The sequence below is a fragment of the Aeromicrobium sp. CF4.19 genome (assembly GCF_051262555.1).
Lineage (GTDB): Bacteria > Actinomycetota > Actinomycetes > Propionibacteriales > Nocardioidaceae > Aeromicrobium.
Genome location: NZ_JBIMEU010000002.1, coordinates 330,828 through 346,094 on the forward strand (window position 1 = coordinate 330,828; position 15,267 = coordinate 346,094).

At 72.2% G+C, this 15,267-nt stretch carries 17 protein-coding genes; 6 read left to right on the forward strand and 11 right to left on the reverse strand.

Going from position 1 to position 15,267, the window contains the following annotated elements; translation table 11 throughout:
• Positions 1–3: 3 nt before the first annotated feature.
• On the reverse strand, positions 4–492 hold the full coding sequence (locus tag ACHAAC_RS06190) for an NAD(P)/FAD-dependent oxidoreductase (protein ID WP_435715182.1): 489 nt from the start codon (positions 490–492) through the stop codon (positions 4–6).
• Positions 489–1,697, reverse strand: coding sequence for an FAD-dependent oxidoreductase (locus tag ACHAAC_RS06195; RefSeq protein ID WP_435715183.1), 1,209 nt, complete (start codon positions 1,695–1,697; stop codon positions 489–491). Before ACHAAC_RS06195 ends, ACHAAC_RS06190 begins: the two co-directional genes overlap by 4 nt.
• A gap of 68 nt (positions 1,698–1,765) precedes the next feature.
• On the opposite strand from ACHAAC_RS06195, the gene ACHAAC_RS06200 reads away from it, so the two are divergent.
• Together ACHAAC_RS06200 and ACHAAC_RS06205 are read left to right on the forward strand one after the other, a co-directional pair.
• On the forward strand, positions 1,766–2,287 hold the full coding sequence (locus ACHAAC_RS06200) for an ArsR/SmtB family transcription factor (RefSeq protein WP_435715184.1): 522 nt from the start codon (positions 1,766–1,768) through the stop codon (positions 2,285–2,287).
• Positions 2,287–3,552, forward strand: a complete 1,266-nt coding sequence (locus tag ACHAAC_RS06205) for an MFS transporter (RefSeq protein ID WP_435715185.1) — start codon at positions 2,287–2,289, stop codon at positions 3,550–3,552. The genes ACHAAC_RS06200 and ACHAAC_RS06205 overlap by 1 nt, the downstream gene beginning before the upstream one ends.
• Before the next feature lie 45 nt (positions 3,553–3,597).
• On the opposite strand, the gene ACHAAC_RS06210 is transcribed toward ACHAAC_RS06205, so the two are convergent.
• Entirely contained in the window at positions 3,598–4,485 is an 888-nt protein-coding gene (locus ACHAAC_RS06210) for a LysR family transcriptional regulator ArgP (RefSeq protein WP_435715186.1), read from the reverse strand.
• A gap of 71 nt (positions 4,486–4,556) precedes the next feature.
• On the opposite strand from ACHAAC_RS06210, the gene ACHAAC_RS06215 reads away from it, so the two are divergent.
• Positions 4,557–5,192: a LysE/ArgO family amino acid transporter gene (locus ACHAAC_RS06215; protein WP_435715187.1), complete on the forward strand. Its 636-nt coding sequence runs from the start codon at positions 4,557–4,559 to the stop codon at positions 5,190–5,192.
• Between the two features lie 30 nt (positions 5,193–5,222).
• On the opposite strand, the gene ACHAAC_RS06220 is transcribed toward ACHAAC_RS06215, so the two are convergent.
• From ACHAAC_RS06220 to ACHAAC_RS06230, 3 genes are read right to left on the reverse strand one after another with little or no spacing between them, the layout of a single operon-like run.
• The gene (locus ACHAAC_RS06220; RefSeq protein ID WP_435715188.1) at positions 5,223–5,759 is read right to left on the reverse strand and encodes a putative immunity protein; all 537 of its coding nucleotides are present in this window, start codon (positions 5,757–5,759) and stop codon (positions 5,223–5,225) included.
• A 22-nt stretch (positions 5,760–5,781) separates the two neighbouring features.
• Positions 5,782–6,927, reverse strand: coding sequence for an RNA polymerase sigma factor (locus ACHAAC_RS06225; protein WP_435715189.1), 1,146 nt, complete (start codon positions 6,925–6,927; stop codon positions 5,782–5,784).
• Positions 6,928–6,934: 7 nt separating this feature from the next.
• On the reverse strand, positions 6,935–7,342 hold the full coding sequence (locus ACHAAC_RS06230) for a YciI family protein (protein WP_435715190.1): 408 nt from the start codon (positions 7,340–7,342) through the stop codon (positions 6,935–6,937).
• A gap of 130 nt (positions 7,343–7,472) precedes the next feature.
• Here ACHAAC_RS06230 and ACHAAC_RS06235 point away from each other — a divergent pair, with 130 nt between their 5' ends.
• From ACHAAC_RS06235 to ACHAAC_RS06245, 3 genes are read left to right on the forward strand one after another with little or no spacing between them, the layout of a single operon-like run.
• Complete coding sequence (locus ACHAAC_RS06235; protein WP_435715191.1) at positions 7,473–8,363, forward strand: P1 family peptidase; 891 nt, start codon at positions 7,473–7,475, stop codon at positions 8,361–8,363.
• Between the two features lie 7 nt (positions 8,364–8,370).
• A complete protein-coding gene (locus ACHAAC_RS06240; RefSeq protein WP_435715192.1) occupies positions 8,371–9,003 on the forward strand; it encodes a hypothetical protein in 633 nt (210 codons plus the stop codon).
• On the forward strand, positions 9,000–9,611 hold the full coding sequence (locus ACHAAC_RS06245) for a hypothetical protein (RefSeq protein ID WP_435715193.1): 612 nt from the start codon (positions 9,000–9,002) through the stop codon (positions 9,609–9,611). The genes ACHAAC_RS06240 and ACHAAC_RS06245 overlap by 4 nt, the downstream gene beginning before the upstream one ends.
• A gap of 8 nt (positions 9,612–9,619) precedes the next feature.
• Here the strand turns inward: ACHAAC_RS06245 and ACHAAC_RS06250 are convergent, their stop codons facing one another.
• From ACHAAC_RS06250 to ACHAAC_RS06270, 5 genes are read right to left on the reverse strand one after another with little or no spacing between them, the layout of a single operon-like run.
• Positions 9,620–10,912, reverse strand: coding sequence for a GNAT family N-acetyltransferase (locus ACHAAC_RS06250; protein ID WP_435715194.1), 1,293 nt, complete (start codon positions 10,910–10,912; stop codon positions 9,620–9,622).
• Positions 10,913–10,946: 34 nt separating this feature from the next.
• Positions 10,947–11,744, reverse strand: coding sequence for a 3-oxoacyl-ACP reductase (locus ACHAAC_RS06255; RefSeq protein ID WP_435715195.1), 798 nt, complete (start codon positions 11,742–11,744; stop codon positions 10,947–10,949).
• A gap of 25 nt (positions 11,745–11,769) precedes the next feature.
• A complete protein-coding gene (locus ACHAAC_RS06260; RefSeq protein WP_435715196.1) occupies positions 11,770–13,122 on the reverse strand; it encodes an aldehyde dehydrogenase family protein in 1,353 nt (450 codons plus the stop codon).
• Positions 13,119–13,877: a gamma-glutamyl-gamma-aminobutyrate hydrolase family protein gene (locus ACHAAC_RS06265; protein WP_435715197.1), complete on the reverse strand. Its 759-nt coding sequence runs from the start codon at positions 13,875–13,877 to the stop codon at positions 13,119–13,121. Before ACHAAC_RS06265 ends, ACHAAC_RS06260 begins: the two co-directional genes overlap by 4 nt.
• Positions 13,874–15,244 (reverse strand): glutamine synthetase family protein, encoded by a 1,371-nt coding sequence (locus ACHAAC_RS06270; protein WP_435715198.1) that lies wholly within the window; start codon positions 15,242–15,244, stop codon positions 13,874–13,876. The genes ACHAAC_RS06265 and ACHAAC_RS06270 overlap by 4 nt, the downstream gene beginning before the upstream one ends.
• Between the last annotated feature and the right edge of the window lie 23 nt (positions 15,245–15,267).

Genomic DNA, 15,267 nt, shown 5'->3' on the forward strand with positions numbered 1-15,267 from the left:
CGCTCAGTGCAGGGGGCTGAACTCCTGGGCCCGGAGCCAGGCGAGGTGTGCGTGGACGAGCGGCACGGCCGAGGCGCCCTCGCCGCTGGCGGAGGCCACGCGCTTCATCGAGCCGGAGCGCACGTCCCCGACGGCGAAGATGCCGCGGACCGTCGTCTCGAGGCTGGCCGGTGGTCGGCCGTCGGCCCACGTCCCCTGCGGGACGTCGCGGCCCGTCAGGATGAAGCCGTCGTGGTCGCGGGCGATCTCGTCCGGCAGCCATCCGCAGTGGGGCTCGGCGCCGAGCATGAGGAACAGGCCGTCCGCAGCCTCCCTGCTCATGGCGCCGGACTCCAGTGACTCGACGTCGATCCACTCCAGCTGCCCGTCGCCGCCACCGTCCACGACGCGTGAGCGGGTCCGCACGTCGATGGTGGACGTCGCGGCGATCTCGCGGACCAGGTAGTCCGACATCGTCTCGGCCAGGTCGGCGCGACGCACGATGATGGTCACCGATGCGGCGAACCTGGCCAGGTGCACGGCGGCTGTCCGGCGGAGTTGCCCCCTCCCACGACGTGGACCGCCCGTCCCTTCATCTCGCGTGCCACCGTCGTGGCCGCGCCGTAGTGCACTCCCGTGCCGACGAGGTCCTCCAGGGCCGGCACCCCGAGTGATCGGTAGGCCACGCCGGTGGCCACGACGACCGTCCGCGCGCACAGTTGTGCGCCGTCGAGGTGGACGTGGTGGTGCTCGGGCTCGTGCGCCGGCCCACGCTCCACGGCCACGACGGGGCGGCCGGTAAAGGGTCGAGCGCCGAAGCGGGTCGCCTGGATCCGGGCCCGTTGGGCCAGCCGCATCCCGGAGATGCCGCGGGGGAAGCCGAGGTAGTTGCGAATCATCGAGCTGGTGCCGGCCTGGCCGCCGATGGCCTCGCTCTCGACGATGATCGTGCTGAGCCCCTCCGACGCCGAGTACATCGCCGCCGCCAGCCCGGCCGGTCCGGCGCCGATGACGACGACGTCGGCGACCGTGCCCTCGGGGATGGAGTCCGGGGTGCCGTACATCGACTCGGTGACGGCGCCGGCCGTGGCGCCGGCGAGCACGCGACCGTCCACGCCCCGGACCATCGGGTAGCGCTCGTCGTCGCCCGCGTCCAGCCGCACCTGGCGGCCGACGCCGGAGTCGGGGGTGTGGGTCTCGGTCGGCAGGCCCATGCGGGCGCAGACGTCGCGGATCGCGGCGACCTGGCGGTTCTCCGCGTCGGTGACGATCGTGATCGCGGCGACGACCGGTCGGGACACCGAGGCGCCCCACTCCGAGAGCAGCTCGGTGATCGCGAGGTGGAACTCCTCGTCCCGTTGGCCACGGGGCACGCCGAGGAAGGTGTCGAAGTGACGGGCGGCGAGGGCGTCGCGCAACTCGTCGAGACGGGCGCGGAACTCGCCCATCCCGATGAGGCAGATGCGAACGGCCGTGGGCGCGAGGTCGTGCAGCTCGCGCAGCAGGTCGATGCCATCGGCATCGGGCAGGGCGAGCTCGACCGCGAGCAGCGCGATGCCGTCGTGGGCGGCGGCGAGCTCTCTGACGAGGTCGCGAGCGGTGGCTGCGTCGCTGACCGGGACGACCTCGTAGTCGCGCCCGTAGCGACTGAGGAACTCAGACTCCAGTGCGGCTCTGTTCTCGTGCACGACCAGCAGCATGACGGGGCGCCTCGACATGCGCACAGAGTAGTGGTGAGGCCGCTGCGAGGATTGCCAAGAGACCTTTGCAAAGATATCTTTGCGAAATGGAGCGATACGTCGTCGAGGACCTCGGCACCCTCAAGGCCCTGGCCCACCCCGTGAGGACGCGGGCTCTGGGGGAGCTGCGCAGGAACGGGCCCGCCACGGCGAGCGACCTCGCAAGGGTCCTGGGGGAGTCCAGTGGGTCGTTGTCCTACCACCTTCGCCAGCTCGAGCGGTACGGCTTCGTCACCGACGACGTCGCCCGGGACGGCCGCGAGCGCCGCTGGCGGGCTGCCCACGACGCGACGACGCTGCCGAGCGAGCTCGCCGCCACGCCGGAGGGTCGTTCGGCCCTCGGCGTCATCAAGGGAGTGCAGCGCCGGCACCTGGAGGATCTGCTGGCCGCCATCGACGCGGACCCCGGTGGTGTGGTCGAGCACTCCGACTACCTGCTTCGGCTGGACCGGCCGGACTTCGAGGAGCTCATCGAGGAGCTGGACGCCGTCATCACGCGGTACGCCGGTCGTGGGGGTGAGCACCACCTCGGACTGCACCTGGTCGCGGCTCCGACCGAGACCGACTGATGGTGGATGTCCGACGCCGCTTCTTGATGCTGCTGGCCCTGCGGTGGCTCGCCACCGGGTTGGTCATCCCGGTCTCGCTCCTGCTGCCCCTGGCACGCGGGCTCGGCGTCGCCGAGGTGGCCACGGCCATGGCGGCCCAAGGTGCGGTGGTGATCGTCATGGAGATCCCCAGCGGTGCCCTCACCGACGCCTGGGGACGGCGGCCGGTCTTCATCGCCTCCGGAGTCGTGGCCATCGGCGCCTACGCGCTGTCCTTCGTCGCGGACTCGGTGCTCGCGTTCACGGTGGCCTGGGCGGCGATGGGGCTGTTCCGCGCCCTGGACAGCGGGCCGCTGGAGGCCTGGTTCGTCGACGCCGAGCGGGCTCGTGGTGCTGCGGACCGGGTCCCGTCCGGGCTCGCTCTGGCCGGTGGCGTCATCAGCGCCATGATCGCGACCGGCTCGCTGTCGACGGCCCTCCTGCTGCACCTGGCCCCGGGGCCGGCCAGCACGACGCTCGCCATCCCGTACGTGGCCGCTGCCGTGGTCGTGGCCGTCCAGGTGGTGGTCGCGTGGCGACTCATGGAGCCGGCCGCGCGGAGCGTCGACACCCCGCGGGTGACCTGGGGCGGAGCGCTCGGGGCGGGAGTGCGCCTCGCCCTCGGACCGACCCTGCGCTGGCTCACCCTGGCCATGGTGTTCATCGGCGTGGGTGTGGCCGCACTGGAGCTCCTGATGCCGGTGCGCCTCGAGGAGTTCTCCGCCGACGAGGCCGCGGCCGGCACGGCGATGGGGTTGGTCTCTGCGGCCGCATGGGGCCTGGCGGCGCTCGGCGCCCTGGTGGTGTCGCGAGTGCTGCGGCACCGCGCAGCGGGACCGGTGGCCGTGGTCCTCGTGCTTGCCGAGGCAGCCGGCCTCGTGGCCATGGCTCTCGCGGCGGGCCCGATCGTGCTGGTGGCGGGCTTCTGGGCGGCCTACCTCGTGCACACCGCCTTCGGCGCCACCTACAACTCCCTCGTGCACGACCGGGTCGACGACCGACGGCGGGGGACGGCCCTGTCCGTGACCTCGATGCTGTTCCTGGGCTCGGCGGCGGCCTCGGGCGTCGCTCTCGGCGCGCTCGCGGAGCAGACCTCGGCGTCGTGGGGCCTGCTCGCCGGCGCGATCGCCCTCGTGGTGGCTGCTGCTCTCGTCCTGACTGCGGTGCGACGGCCGGGGGATCGCGCGCAGGCCGAGGGCCCGTCCTTTCCTCGTCGCGCAGCACGGACTGACGCAGGATCGTCCTGAGCCACTCCGGGCCGTCCGCCTGCGCTCGCCGAGGTGGACGCCGTACTACTGCTCCAGCTGTTCGCGGGCCGCCGCCAGAACCTCGGTCGTCAGTGCGTCGAGCAGGGCGGAGGGCTCCTTCCACCACTGCCAGAACAGGGGAGTGAGGACGGGAGGGCCTCCGAGGCGGACGAGCCGCCCCTGCTCCACGAGGGGACCCACCTGCTCGGTGGGCACCATGGCCCAGCCGAGCCCGAGCTCCACCGCCCGGGCGATGTCGTGGGTGGAGGGGATCAGGTGGCGGGGCGGGTGCCCGGCCTGCACGCCGTGACGTCCCAGCCACTCGGTCTGCAGGCTGTCCGCCCGGTCGTAGTCGACGCGGGGAGCCTGCGAGAGGGCGGTGGGGGTCGGGCCTTCCGGCAGCCATCGCTCGACCCAGGCAGGTGCGGCAGCCGCCTCGAACGACATGGCGCCCAGCGAGTCGGCCCGGCACCCCGCCACCGGGTCGGCACGCGTCGTGACGGCAGCGAGCACGGTGCCCGCCTCCAGCAGGGTCGCGGTCCGGTCCTGGTCCTCCCTGTGCACCTCGAGCTCGACGTCGTTCCCCTCGGCGAAGCGGGTCATCGGGGCCAGGAACCACGCGGCGAGGGAATCGGCGTTCACGGCGATCGACAACCGGGTGCGGTGCTCCCCGGCGGCCAGGCCGAGCGCGGCGCGGGCGTCGTGCTCGAGCAGGTCCTGGCGTCGGGCGAGCTCGGCCACGACGCGTCCTGCCTCGGTCGGCTGCACCGGCTTGGTCCGGACGACCAGCCGTTGGCCGAGCTGGTTCTCCAGCAGCTTGAGGCGCTGGCTGACGGCCGATGGTGTGAGGTGCAGCCGACGCGCAGCTGCCTCCAACGTGCCCTCGTCGATCACGGCGGCCAAGGTGCGGGAGAGGGTCGAGTCGATCCTCATGTGAAGCAATGCTAATGATGCTGTACAAATCATCGCTGGTACTCATGAATATCCGCGTCTAGCGTCGGGGTGTGATCACCTTCGCCTCCGGGTTCCTCGTGTGCCTGACCCTCATCGTCGCCATCGGCGCCCAGAACGTCTTCGTGCTGCGCCAGGGGCTGCGCCGCGAGCTCATCGCGCCCGTGATCGCCATCTGCGCGCTCTCGGACGCCGTGCTCATCGCGGTGGGGATCGGCGGCCTCGGCCGAGTGGTCGAGTCCACGCCGTGGCTCGTCGACGTGGCGCGGTGGGGCGGGGCCGGCTTCCTGCTCGTCTACGCCGCCCTGGCCGCCAGGCGGTCGTGGCGGCCCGCCGGAGCCGCCCTGGCCGTCGAGGATCCGACGGTGGCGTCGGGCCCGGACGGCGCCGTGCTCACGCGAGCGCGGGTGGCCCCGGTCGTAGGTACGGCACTCGCCCTGACCTGGTTGAACCCGCACGTCTACCTCGACACCGTGTTCCTCATCGGCTCGATCGCCGCCACCCACGGCGACGACCGGTGGATCTTCGGCGTGGGCGGTGTGACGGCCAGCCTGGTCTGGTTCACCGGGCTCGGCCTCGGAGCTCGACACCTGGGTCGCTGGCTGCAGTCGCCACGGTCGTGGCGGGTGCTGGACGGCGGGATCGCCGTCATCATGGCGGCCCTGGCCGTGAAGCTCGCTGCCGGATGACCCGGTGGCGTCGCCGGCGGGGTGCCTGGGTCAGCGTGAGCGCAGCGAGGTGTCGAGCTCGCTCATCAGCTCCGAGACCCGGCTCCGGCCGATCGGAGCAGCCGGATAGCGTCGCAGCACCTCGACGAGGGCCGCCGGAGCGTGGCGCCGGGCCTGCTCGAGCACCGATGCCGCGGCGTCGACCTCCTGGGGCGAGGTCAGCTCGCGGACGTGGGCCACGCACGCGGTGCCGCGCAGGATGTGTCCCACCTGTGTCGCCTTGGCGATGGGGTGCAGGTACGCGGAGGAGGCGGCGTCACCACAGGCCCGAGCGGCCAGGCGGGCGATCTCCGTGGCGGCCTGGGCGGCCGCTCGGTGCGCGTCCAAGGAGGCGGTGCGCTGCCACCTGCTCCGGCGTGCGCCGTCCGCGAAGGCGCGGGCCGCGTCGACGGCCCCTCGTGCACGCGGGTCGTCGGGGTGTGCCGCCTCGAAGACCGGCAGGACGTCCTCTGCGCTGCGCAGCACGAACCGGGTCACGACGCGGATCTCGTCCATCGTGAGCTCGACGTCCCCGGGCCCGATCGTCATGGCTCCGAGTCTTCCACGCCGGTCAGTCGTGTGGCGCCGTGTTGAGCCGAGCGGCCTGACGGACGAGGTGATCGCGCTCGGCGACGTGGGTGGCCTTCTGTGCGGCCTCCGCGTAGAGCCGGGCGGCCAGTGCAGCGTCCCCGGCGCGCTCGTGCAGGTACGCCGCCACGGCGGTGTGGCGCGGCACCGTGTCGTCCACCTCGGCCAGCGCCGCCAGCCCGGCCTGCGGGCCGTCGGCCTCGCCGGCCGCGACCGCGCGCCCGAGCCGGGCCACCGGGCTGTCGGTCAGCCGCACGAGCTCGTCGTACCACTGCACGACCTGCACCCAGTCCGTCGCGTCGGCGGTGGGGGCGTCGGCGTGCAGGGCAGCGATGGCGGCCTGCGCCTGGAACTCGCCCAGCCGGTCACGGGCGAGGGCGCCCTGCAGGATCGCGACCCCCTCCGCGATGCGTCCGAGGTCCCAGCGGGCCCGGTCCTGCTCGCCGAGCGGCACCAGGCTGCCGTCCGGCGCGGTCCGGGACGCACGCCGGGCGTCGTGCAGCAGCATCAGGGCGAGCAGGCCATGGACCTCGGGATGGTCGATGCCCGCCGCGAGCGCCCGGGTGAGCCGGATCGCCTCGGTGGCGAGGTCGACGTCGCCGGAGTAGCCCTCGTTGAAGACCAGGTAGAGGGTCCGCAGCACGGTGGCCACGTCGCCGGGCTCGTCGAGGCGCACCCCGGCGACGGTGCGCTTCGCCCGGCTGATGCGCTGGGCCATCGTCGCCTCGGGCACCAGGTAGGCCTCGGCGACCTGGCGGGTGGTCAACCCTCCCACCGCACGCAGCGTGAGGGCCACCGCCGACGTGGGCGACAGCGACGGGTGGGTGCACAGGAAGTAGAGCCGGAGCGTGTCGTCGACGCCGGTCGTCGGACCGGGCGCCGGTTCCTCCTCCACCCGGTCCTCGCGACGACGCCTGCTGGACTCGGAGCGGGTCGCGTCGAGGAACCGGCGCCATCCCACGGTCACGAGCCAGCCCTTGGGGTCGCGTGGCGGGTCGTCCGGCCAGGTGCGGACGGCCTCGAGGAGCGCGTCCTGCACGGCATCCTCGGCCGCCGCGAAGTCTGCTCCGCGGCGGCTGAGGATGCCGATCACGCTCGGGATGAGGCTCCTGAGCTGGGTCTCGTCCACGGACGACTCACTCGGTGATGGTGGGCGGCTCGGTCATGAAGGGACGCAGCTCGAGCCACTCGTGGATCGGCTCCCCGCCGGCACCCGGGGCCGCGGACAGCTCCCCGGCCAGCTCGACGGCACGCTCGTGGCTGTCCACGTCGATCGCCATCCAGCCGGCGACGAGGTCCTTGGTCTCGGCGAACGGACCATCGGTGACCGGTGGGCGGCCCTCGCCGTCGTAGCGGACGAACGCCCCCTCGGGAGAGAGGGCCTGGCTGTCGACGAGCTCTCCGGTCTCCTGCAGGCGGGCGGCGAAGTCGTTCATGTACTGGACGTGGTCCTCGATCTCCTGCGGCGTCCACTGGTCCATCGACACGTCGTTGACGGCCGGCGGGGCGCCTCGGTAGTGCTTGAGCAGCAGGTACTTGGCCATGGTCTTCTCCTCGGTGCGGTGCGACCCATCATGGTCGCGCTCACACCGGGGACGGAACCGGCCCGCTGATCTCGACACTGGTGAGAAGACTTTCTCCAGGCCTTCTGACGGCTCGGCGTAGGGTCGCGGCATGGTGGACTTCGCGATCCCGGGCGTGCGCGTCGGGCACTGGACGGACAGCGTCGCCGAGACGGGGTGCACGGTCATCGACCTGCCTGAGGGCACGGTGGCCTCCTACGAGGCCAGGGGAGGGGCTCCGGCCTCGCGCGAGCTCGACCTGCTCGAGCCGGACAAGACGGTCGACCAGGTCGACGCGGTGGTGCTGACGGGTGGGTCCGCGTTCGGCCTGGCAGCCGCGGACGGCGTCATGGGCGTCTACGAGGAGCGCGGCAGGGGAGTCGTGACCCCGGCCGGGCGGGTACCGATCATCCCGACCCTGGCCCTGTTCGACCTCGCCGTCGGCGACGCGAGCATCCGCCCGGACCGCGAGGCCGGCCGTGCCGCTGCCAAGGCGACGTCGGGGGAGCAGGTGCTGAGCGGTCGGGTCGGTGCAGGCGCCGGCGCCCACGTCGGCCAGTGGCGTGGTCCGGACGGTCGTCGCCCGGGCGGACTGGCCTACGCCGAGCGGCGACTGGGCGACGTCGTGGTGGCCTGCGTGTGCGCCGTCAACGCCTTCGGCGACGTCGACCACGGTGGAGACGTCGACCTCTCGGCCGTGGCCGCCCTGCAGGAGGCGTCGCTCGAGCACCCGGAGAGTCGGTCCCACACGACGATCGGCCTGGTGGTCACCAACGCCCTGCTGGACAAGACGGGGTGCAGGATCGTGGCCCAGGGTGCGCACGACGGCCTGGCGCGCGCCATCACGCCGCCACACACGCGGTTCGACGGCGACGCGTTCATCGCCGCTGCGACCGGAACCGTCACGACGTCCATCGACGTCGTCCGCATGCTCGCGCTGGCTGCCACGGCCGATGCCATCCGCTCCGTCGTTGGGAGGGGCCGGACAGCTGAGGTGCGATAGTGGAACCATGTCGTACCTGCGCGCGGCCGCGCTGACCTCCGGCGTTCTCCTCGCGGCCGGCTTTCTTGCGTCCTGTGGCGGGGAGAGCCCGAGACCCTTGCCGCCGGCCTCCGAGATCGTCTTCCAGGGCACCGTCGACCCGGTCACGCCCTTTCCCGAGACCCTGCTGCAGGAGGGTGACCTGCCGGCCGAGCCGGTGGCAACGATCTGGCCGTACATCACGCCGAGCCCGATGCGTACCTGGACGTGCCCGCGGGTGGCGCCCGGCGCGTTGGCCGACGGCGATCCCGTCCGGGCGACGTACGACATCGGCGGGGACCTCGTCACGACGGCCTACTATCCGGACGACAGCATCTGGGACGAGCTGTTCCCCGAGATGCAGGACGACTGGCGGGAGTGCGCCGAGGAGGTCGCCGAGCGCGGGCATCCGGACGCCACCTCGACGATCGACCTCGGCGAGGACACGTTCGGGTACGTCAGCCGGCGCGCCGACGGGACCGTCGAGGGTGAGGAGGGCTTCGCGCTGGTCGACGGCGACATCGTGGCCGTGGGCGTGATCTCCTACGGTGGCCGCGCGCCGAACGTCTCGGTCGAGGAGCTGCTGCCGGTGGCCGTCGAGCGGGCCAGGAGCGGGCGATGAGGGGCATCGCGAGGAGCCTGGCCGTCCTGACCGTCGCTGTCGCCACGCTGCTGGCGGGCTGCAGTGGGCCCGAGGCGCCGGACCGCGTCCGGGCCTCGCTCCTGCAGCCGAGTGACCTGCCGGGCGAGGCGCCCACATACTTCTACCCGACGGATCCCGGCGGGGGCGGGCTCCGCGTGGAGGGGGCGTGGGGTTGTTACGGGGTGGCGCAGACGCTGATCGACGACACCGGGTACGTCAAGGACTGGGTGGCGTACGACCTCGGTGACCGCGGTTGGGTCTACGGCTACCGCTACACCAACGAGGTGCGCGACGTGGCCGACGACCTCGACGACATGACGGAGCAGTGGCGCGCGTGCGACCAGCTCGGCTACAACACGCCGGGCGTCGCATCGTCCGGCGAGGAGGAGACGGTGACGGAGGTCGACCATGGCGCAGGCTCGTTCGGCTTCCGCACCTCGGCCGCTGGAGAGGTCTACGGCGAGACCGCCTACGCCGTCGTCGACGACGCCATCGTGCAGGTTACCGCGATCGGCTACCGGGGTGAGCGGCCCACGGATCTCGACGTCACGAGCCTGCTCGCCTCCGCCCTGGAGCGCGCGAGCTGAGCCACCGCTCAGAACCAGATGCTCAGGTAGGGCGCGACGGGGGAGCGGAAGATGGCGTCCACCCGGTCGACGTCGCCGTGCAGGCTGCCGGCGGCCGCCAGGGTGCGCGCAGGCACGCCGCCGAGGTAGAGGGCGCCGAGAGCGTTGACCGTCATGGTGGCCTCGGCCGGATCGGTGCTGGCCGTGACCGTGGCCGTGCCGTCGGGGGAGACGTCGAGGGCCCAGGTGCCGGCGGCGTGCCCGAGCGGGTCGCTCACCGTGAGGACCAGACGGCCCGGGGAGAGATAGGTGCGGGCCGACAGCGCGGCGGGGACGTCGAGGACCCGGACCCAGAGGTGGTCGGTCTCGGTGACGCCGACGGCGCGAAAGTCCTCGAGCAGCCAGCGCAGCGGCTCGTCGACGGGCCGCAGGTGCGCGGTGACCGTCGAGACGAGGTCCATCTCGAGCACGAAGCGCCACAGGGCCGCGTAGGCGTCGGCGGTCACGGCGACGAGCGTGTTCAGCTTCAGCTCGTGCTCGCTGAAGTCGTGGCCCCGCTCGATGAGCTGGTAGATGGCGAACCCGTCGGGCGTGCCGTCGGGAGCGTCGTGACGGACGAAGCGCAGGTTCTTGGCGTTCTCGTCGTCCACGGACAGCCCGAGCTGGCGGGTCCAGAGCGGGCCGCCGTAGCTCACCTCGCCCGGACGGGTCAGGCGCACGCGCTCGACGATCTGCGGCCCGACCTCGTCCAGCTGCTCGGCGGTGACGGCGTGGACGCGACCCGCGGGCTCGGGACCCGACCAGCGGGCCCGTGCGGTCTGCACGGTGACGTCGCGGGCCAGGACAGCGGGGGAGAAGCCGAAGCGCGAGTAGATGGTGGACTCCGAGACCGTGAGGGTCGCGGTCGGCAGGCCGTGGGCGACGGCGGTGCGGAGCTCGGCCTCCACCAGGGCTCGGGCGATGCCGCGCCGCCGGTGGGTCGGGCTGACGGTGACGCCGCTGACGGCCCACGTGCCCACCGCGCGACCACCGGGCACCGTGAGCTCGGCGGGCCAGCAGACGGTGGTGGCCACGGGCACCTCGGGCATGGCAGTGGTGTCGTCGAGGACGCCGACCATCCGGTCCTCGGAGCGGGCGGACGCACGCCTCTGCTCGACGAGCTCGGCGCTCGGCTCCGCCCCGTGGAACCCACGGGTCTCCGCCCGGAACCAGGCCGCATGGGCTGCGGCGTCGGTGGGATCGACGAGGACCATCCGCAGGCCGTCGGACGCGAGGCGGGCGCGGGAGGTCTCGTCGATCGGCAGCGAGGTGGTTCCGGTCATGGCGCCAACGTATCGCCGTCGCCCGCGCCACCGCTCAGGCGAGCGGGGTGACGTAGGCCGAGGAGATCCCGCCGTCCACGAGGAACTCGCTCGCGGTGATGAACGAGGAGTCGTCGCTGGCCAGGAACGCCACCGCGCCGGCCATCTCGTCGGCCTCGCCGAATCGGCCCATCGGGACGTGCACGAGCCGCCGTTGCGCGGCCGCAGGATCCGCGGCGAAGAGCTCCTGCAGCAACGGAGTGTTGACCGGTCCGGGGCACAAGGCGTTCACGCGTACCCCGGAGAGGGCGAACTGCACACCGAGCTCGCGCGTCATCGAGAGCACCGCACCCTTGGACGCCGAGTAGGAGATCTGCGAGGTGGCGGCGCCCATCACGGCCACGAACGAGGCCACGTTGATGATGGAGCCGCGGCCCTGCTCGACCATGTAGGGGAGCACCGTCTGGCAGCAGTAGTAGACCGAGGTCAGGTTGACCTCCTGCACGCGCCGCCAGGCCTCGATGCCCGTCTCCAGGATGGAGCCGTCCTCAGGGGGTGAGATCCCCGCGTTGTGGAGCGCGACGTCGACCGAGCCGTAGGTGGCGTGGGCTGTGGCGTACATCGCCGTGACCTGCTCGGGATCGGTCACGTCGGTCTGCACGAAGAGGCCGCCCAGGTCGGCGGCGATCTTTCCGCCGGTCTCCTCGCTGCAGAGGTCGGCGACGACGACGTGCGCGCCCTCGCTGGCCAGCCGGCGGGCGCTGGCCAGCCCGATACCGCTGGCGCCGCCGGTGACGACCGCGACCCGTCCGGGGAGGCGGCGAGAGGTGGGCTGCTCGCGTGCTTCGGTCATGAGGATCCTCCTGGGGCTCGGATGGCTAGTCGGTGGAGACGAAGACGGTCTTGGTCTCGGTGAAGGCCTCGAGGGCGTGCGGTCCGAGCTCGCGGCCGAGGCCGGACTGCCCGAAGCCGCCGAAGGGGGTGTTGTGGCGCACTGCCGCATTCGAGTTCACCGACAGGTTGCCCGCTCGGACGCCGCGGGCCACACGAAGGGCCCGTCCGACGTCGCGGGACCAGATCGATCCGGCGAGGCCGTAGTCGGTGTCGTTGGCCATGGCGATCGCCTCGGCCTCGTCGGTGAAGGGCAGCACGCTCACCACCGGGCCGAAGATCTCCTCGGTGAAGGTGGGGTCGCCAGGGCCGTGGGCGCGCACCACGGTCGGGGCGGACCAGAACCCGGCCCCGGTGGGACAGGAGCCCCGCAGCAGCACCTCGGACTCCTGCAGGTATCCCGAGACGACGTCACGCTGCCGGGCCGAGATCATCGGGCCCATCACGGTGTCCGGATCGGCGGGATCGCCCACGGTGATCGCGGCGACGACCGGCTCCAGCGCCGCCAGGACGTCGTCCATGACGTCGCGCTGCACCAGCAGGCGCGAGCGCGCGCAGCAGTCCTGGCCCGAGTTGTCGAACGAGCCGCCGGGCAGGGCGGCGGCGGCCACCTCGAGGTCGGCGTCGGCGAAGACGATCGCGGCGTTCTTGCCGCCGAGCTCCAGCGTGACGCGCTTGACCTGGTCCGCACAGCCGCGCATGACCTGCTTGCCGACCTCGGTGGAGCCGGTGAACACGACCTTGCGCACGGAGGGATGGCTGACGAGGCGCTCGCCGACGACCGATCCGCGCCCGGGCAGGATCTGCAGGACGCCCTCGGGCAGGCCCGCCGCGAGGGCCAGCTCGCCGAGCCGCAGGGCCGTCAGGGGAGTGAGCTCGGCCGGCTTCAGCACGACGCTGTTGCCGGCGGCCAGGGCCGGCGCGAAGGCCCACCCGGCGATCGGCATCGGGAAGTTCCACGGCACGATGACCCCGACCACGCCGACCGGCTCGGCGAAGGTCATCGCGACGCCGCCGGTGACGGGGATGGTCTCGCCGTGCGGTCGTTCGGGCGCTCCGGAGTAGTAGTTCAGGACGTCGCGGACGTTGCCGGCCTCCCAGCGCGCGTTCCCGATCGGGTGACCGGCGTTGGCGACCTCGAGCCGGGCGAGCTCCTCGACGTGCTCGTCGACCTGCGCCGCGAACCTGCGCAGCAGCATGGCCCGGTCGCCGGGCGCGACCCGGCTCCACTCCTCCTGCGCGGCGACCGCGACGGCGACGGCCGCGTCGGTCGCGGCCTCGTCGTGCTCGGCGATCTCGGCGAGGACGTCCTCGGTGGCTGGGTTGATCAGGGTGGTCATGGTGCCCCTCGTGGTCGGTCGGCCTCCTCGACCAAGGCGGAGAAGAGGCGTAGGTCGCTCTGACGTTCCTCGGGATGGAACTGCACTCCCAGGGCCCAGCCCGGTGTGGTCGTCTCCACCGCCTGGACGAGCCGGTCGGCGGAGCGGGCGGTGACGACCAGTCCCTCGCCGACCCGGTCGATGGCCTGGTGGTGGTAGCAGGCCTGGGTGGAGCTCTCGCCGAGGGCCCGGTGGATGCGGCTGCCGGCCTCGCAGGTGACCTCCACCTCCCCGAACTCGCCCGGTGCCGGCTGGTAGTCGCTGTGCCCCAGGGTGTCGGGCAGGTGCTGCAGCAGCGTGCCGCCGAGGGCCACGTTCAGGACCTGGGCGCCGCGACAGACCGCCAGCAGGGGAGTGCGGCGCTCCAGGGCAGCGTTGATCAGGGCCGTCTCGTGGTCGTCGCGCACCCGGTCGGACACCGTGGCGGGGTGGCGGGGGGCGTCGTACGTCGCCGGGTCGACGTCCGGACCACCGAGGACCACCAGCCCGTCGAGCACGGCGAGCACCGAGGTGTCGAGAAGAGGAGTGTCGACCAGGGGAGCGTCCGGCACGACGGTGTCGTCGACGAGGGGCGGCAGCAGCAGCGGTGTCCCTCCGGCCCGGGTCACCGAGCGCAGGTAGGCGTGCGGGACGACGGCGGCCGGAGTGCTCCAGACCCCGAAGGCCGCCTCGACGAAGTACGTCGTGAGGCCGATCCGCGGGCGGTGGGCACTCACAGTCGCTCGAAGCCGCGACGGAGCTCCCAGTCGGTCACCGCCGCATCGAACGCGGCGATCTCGACGTCGGCGTAGTTGACGTAGTGGTCGACGACCTCCTGCCCGAAGGCCGCGGCGGCGATCTCGGAGCCGGCGAACAGGTCGCGCGCGGCGGCCATGGTGCGGGCCACGTGGGGCGCGTCGGACTCGTAGGCGCTGCCGGTCATCATCGGCTCCAGCGGCAGCTCGTTCTCGATGCCGTGCAGTCCGCCGGCCATCATCGCGGCCAGGGCGAGGTAGGGGTTGGTGTCACCCCCCGGCAGCCGGTTCTCCATCCGGGCCGCCGCGCCCTCGCCGACCACGCGGACCGAGCAGCTGCGGTTGTCCTGGCCCCAGGCCACCGCCGTCGGGGCGAAGGAGCCGGCGGCGAACCGCTTGTAGGAGTTGATGTTGGGGGCGTAGAAGAGCGTGAAGTCCTGCATCGTGGCCAGTACCCCGGCGATGAAGTGGTCGTACAGGGGAGTGCGCTCGTTCGTGTCGGCGTCCCAGAAGATCGTCGAGTCGTCCTCGCCCCGCAGCGAGAGGTGGATGTGGCAGGAGTTGCCCTCCCGATCGTTGGGCTTGGCCATGAAGGTCAACGACTTGCCGGCCTGGGCGGCGATCATCTTGGCGCCGGTCTTGTACACGCTGTGGTTGTCTGCGGTGGTGAGAACGTCGTCGAAGAGGAAGCCGATCTCGTGCTGGCCGAGGTTGCACTCGCCCTTGGCCGACTCCACGACCATCCCGGCGGCGTACATGTCGCCACGGATGCGCTGCAGCAGCGGCTCCACCCGGCCGGAACCCATCACGGAGTAGTCGATGTTGTACTGGTTCGAGGGCGTCAGGCCCCGGTAGTCGCGGGCCCAGGCGTCCTCGTAGGTGTTCTCGTAGACGACGAACTCCAGCTCGGTCCCGGAGACCGCCTTCCAGCCGTGCTCGGCTGCGCGGTGCATCTGTCGCTGGAGCATCGAGCGCGGCGACATCGGCACCGGCTCGTTCGCGGTGGTGTGCAGGTCGCACTGCACCATCAGCGTGCGCTCCAGCCACGGCACCCGTCGGAAGGTGTCCTCGTCGATCTCGAAGACCATGTCGCCGTACCCGGACTCCCAGGAGGAGATGGCGTAACCGTCGACGGTGTTCATCTCGGTGTCGACGGCCAGCAGGTAGTTGCATCCCTCGACGCCGTGCCCCAGCGCGTGCTCGACGAAGTACGACGCATGCAGGTACTTGCCCTGCAGGCGGCCCTGCATGTCGGTGAAGGCGACGATGACGGTGTCGATCTCACCGTCCGCGACCGCGTGGCGGACCTCGTGGGTCGTGAGCATGCGCTCGTTGCGCGGGTGCGTCATGGGTTCTCCTGGTGGGGTGGGGC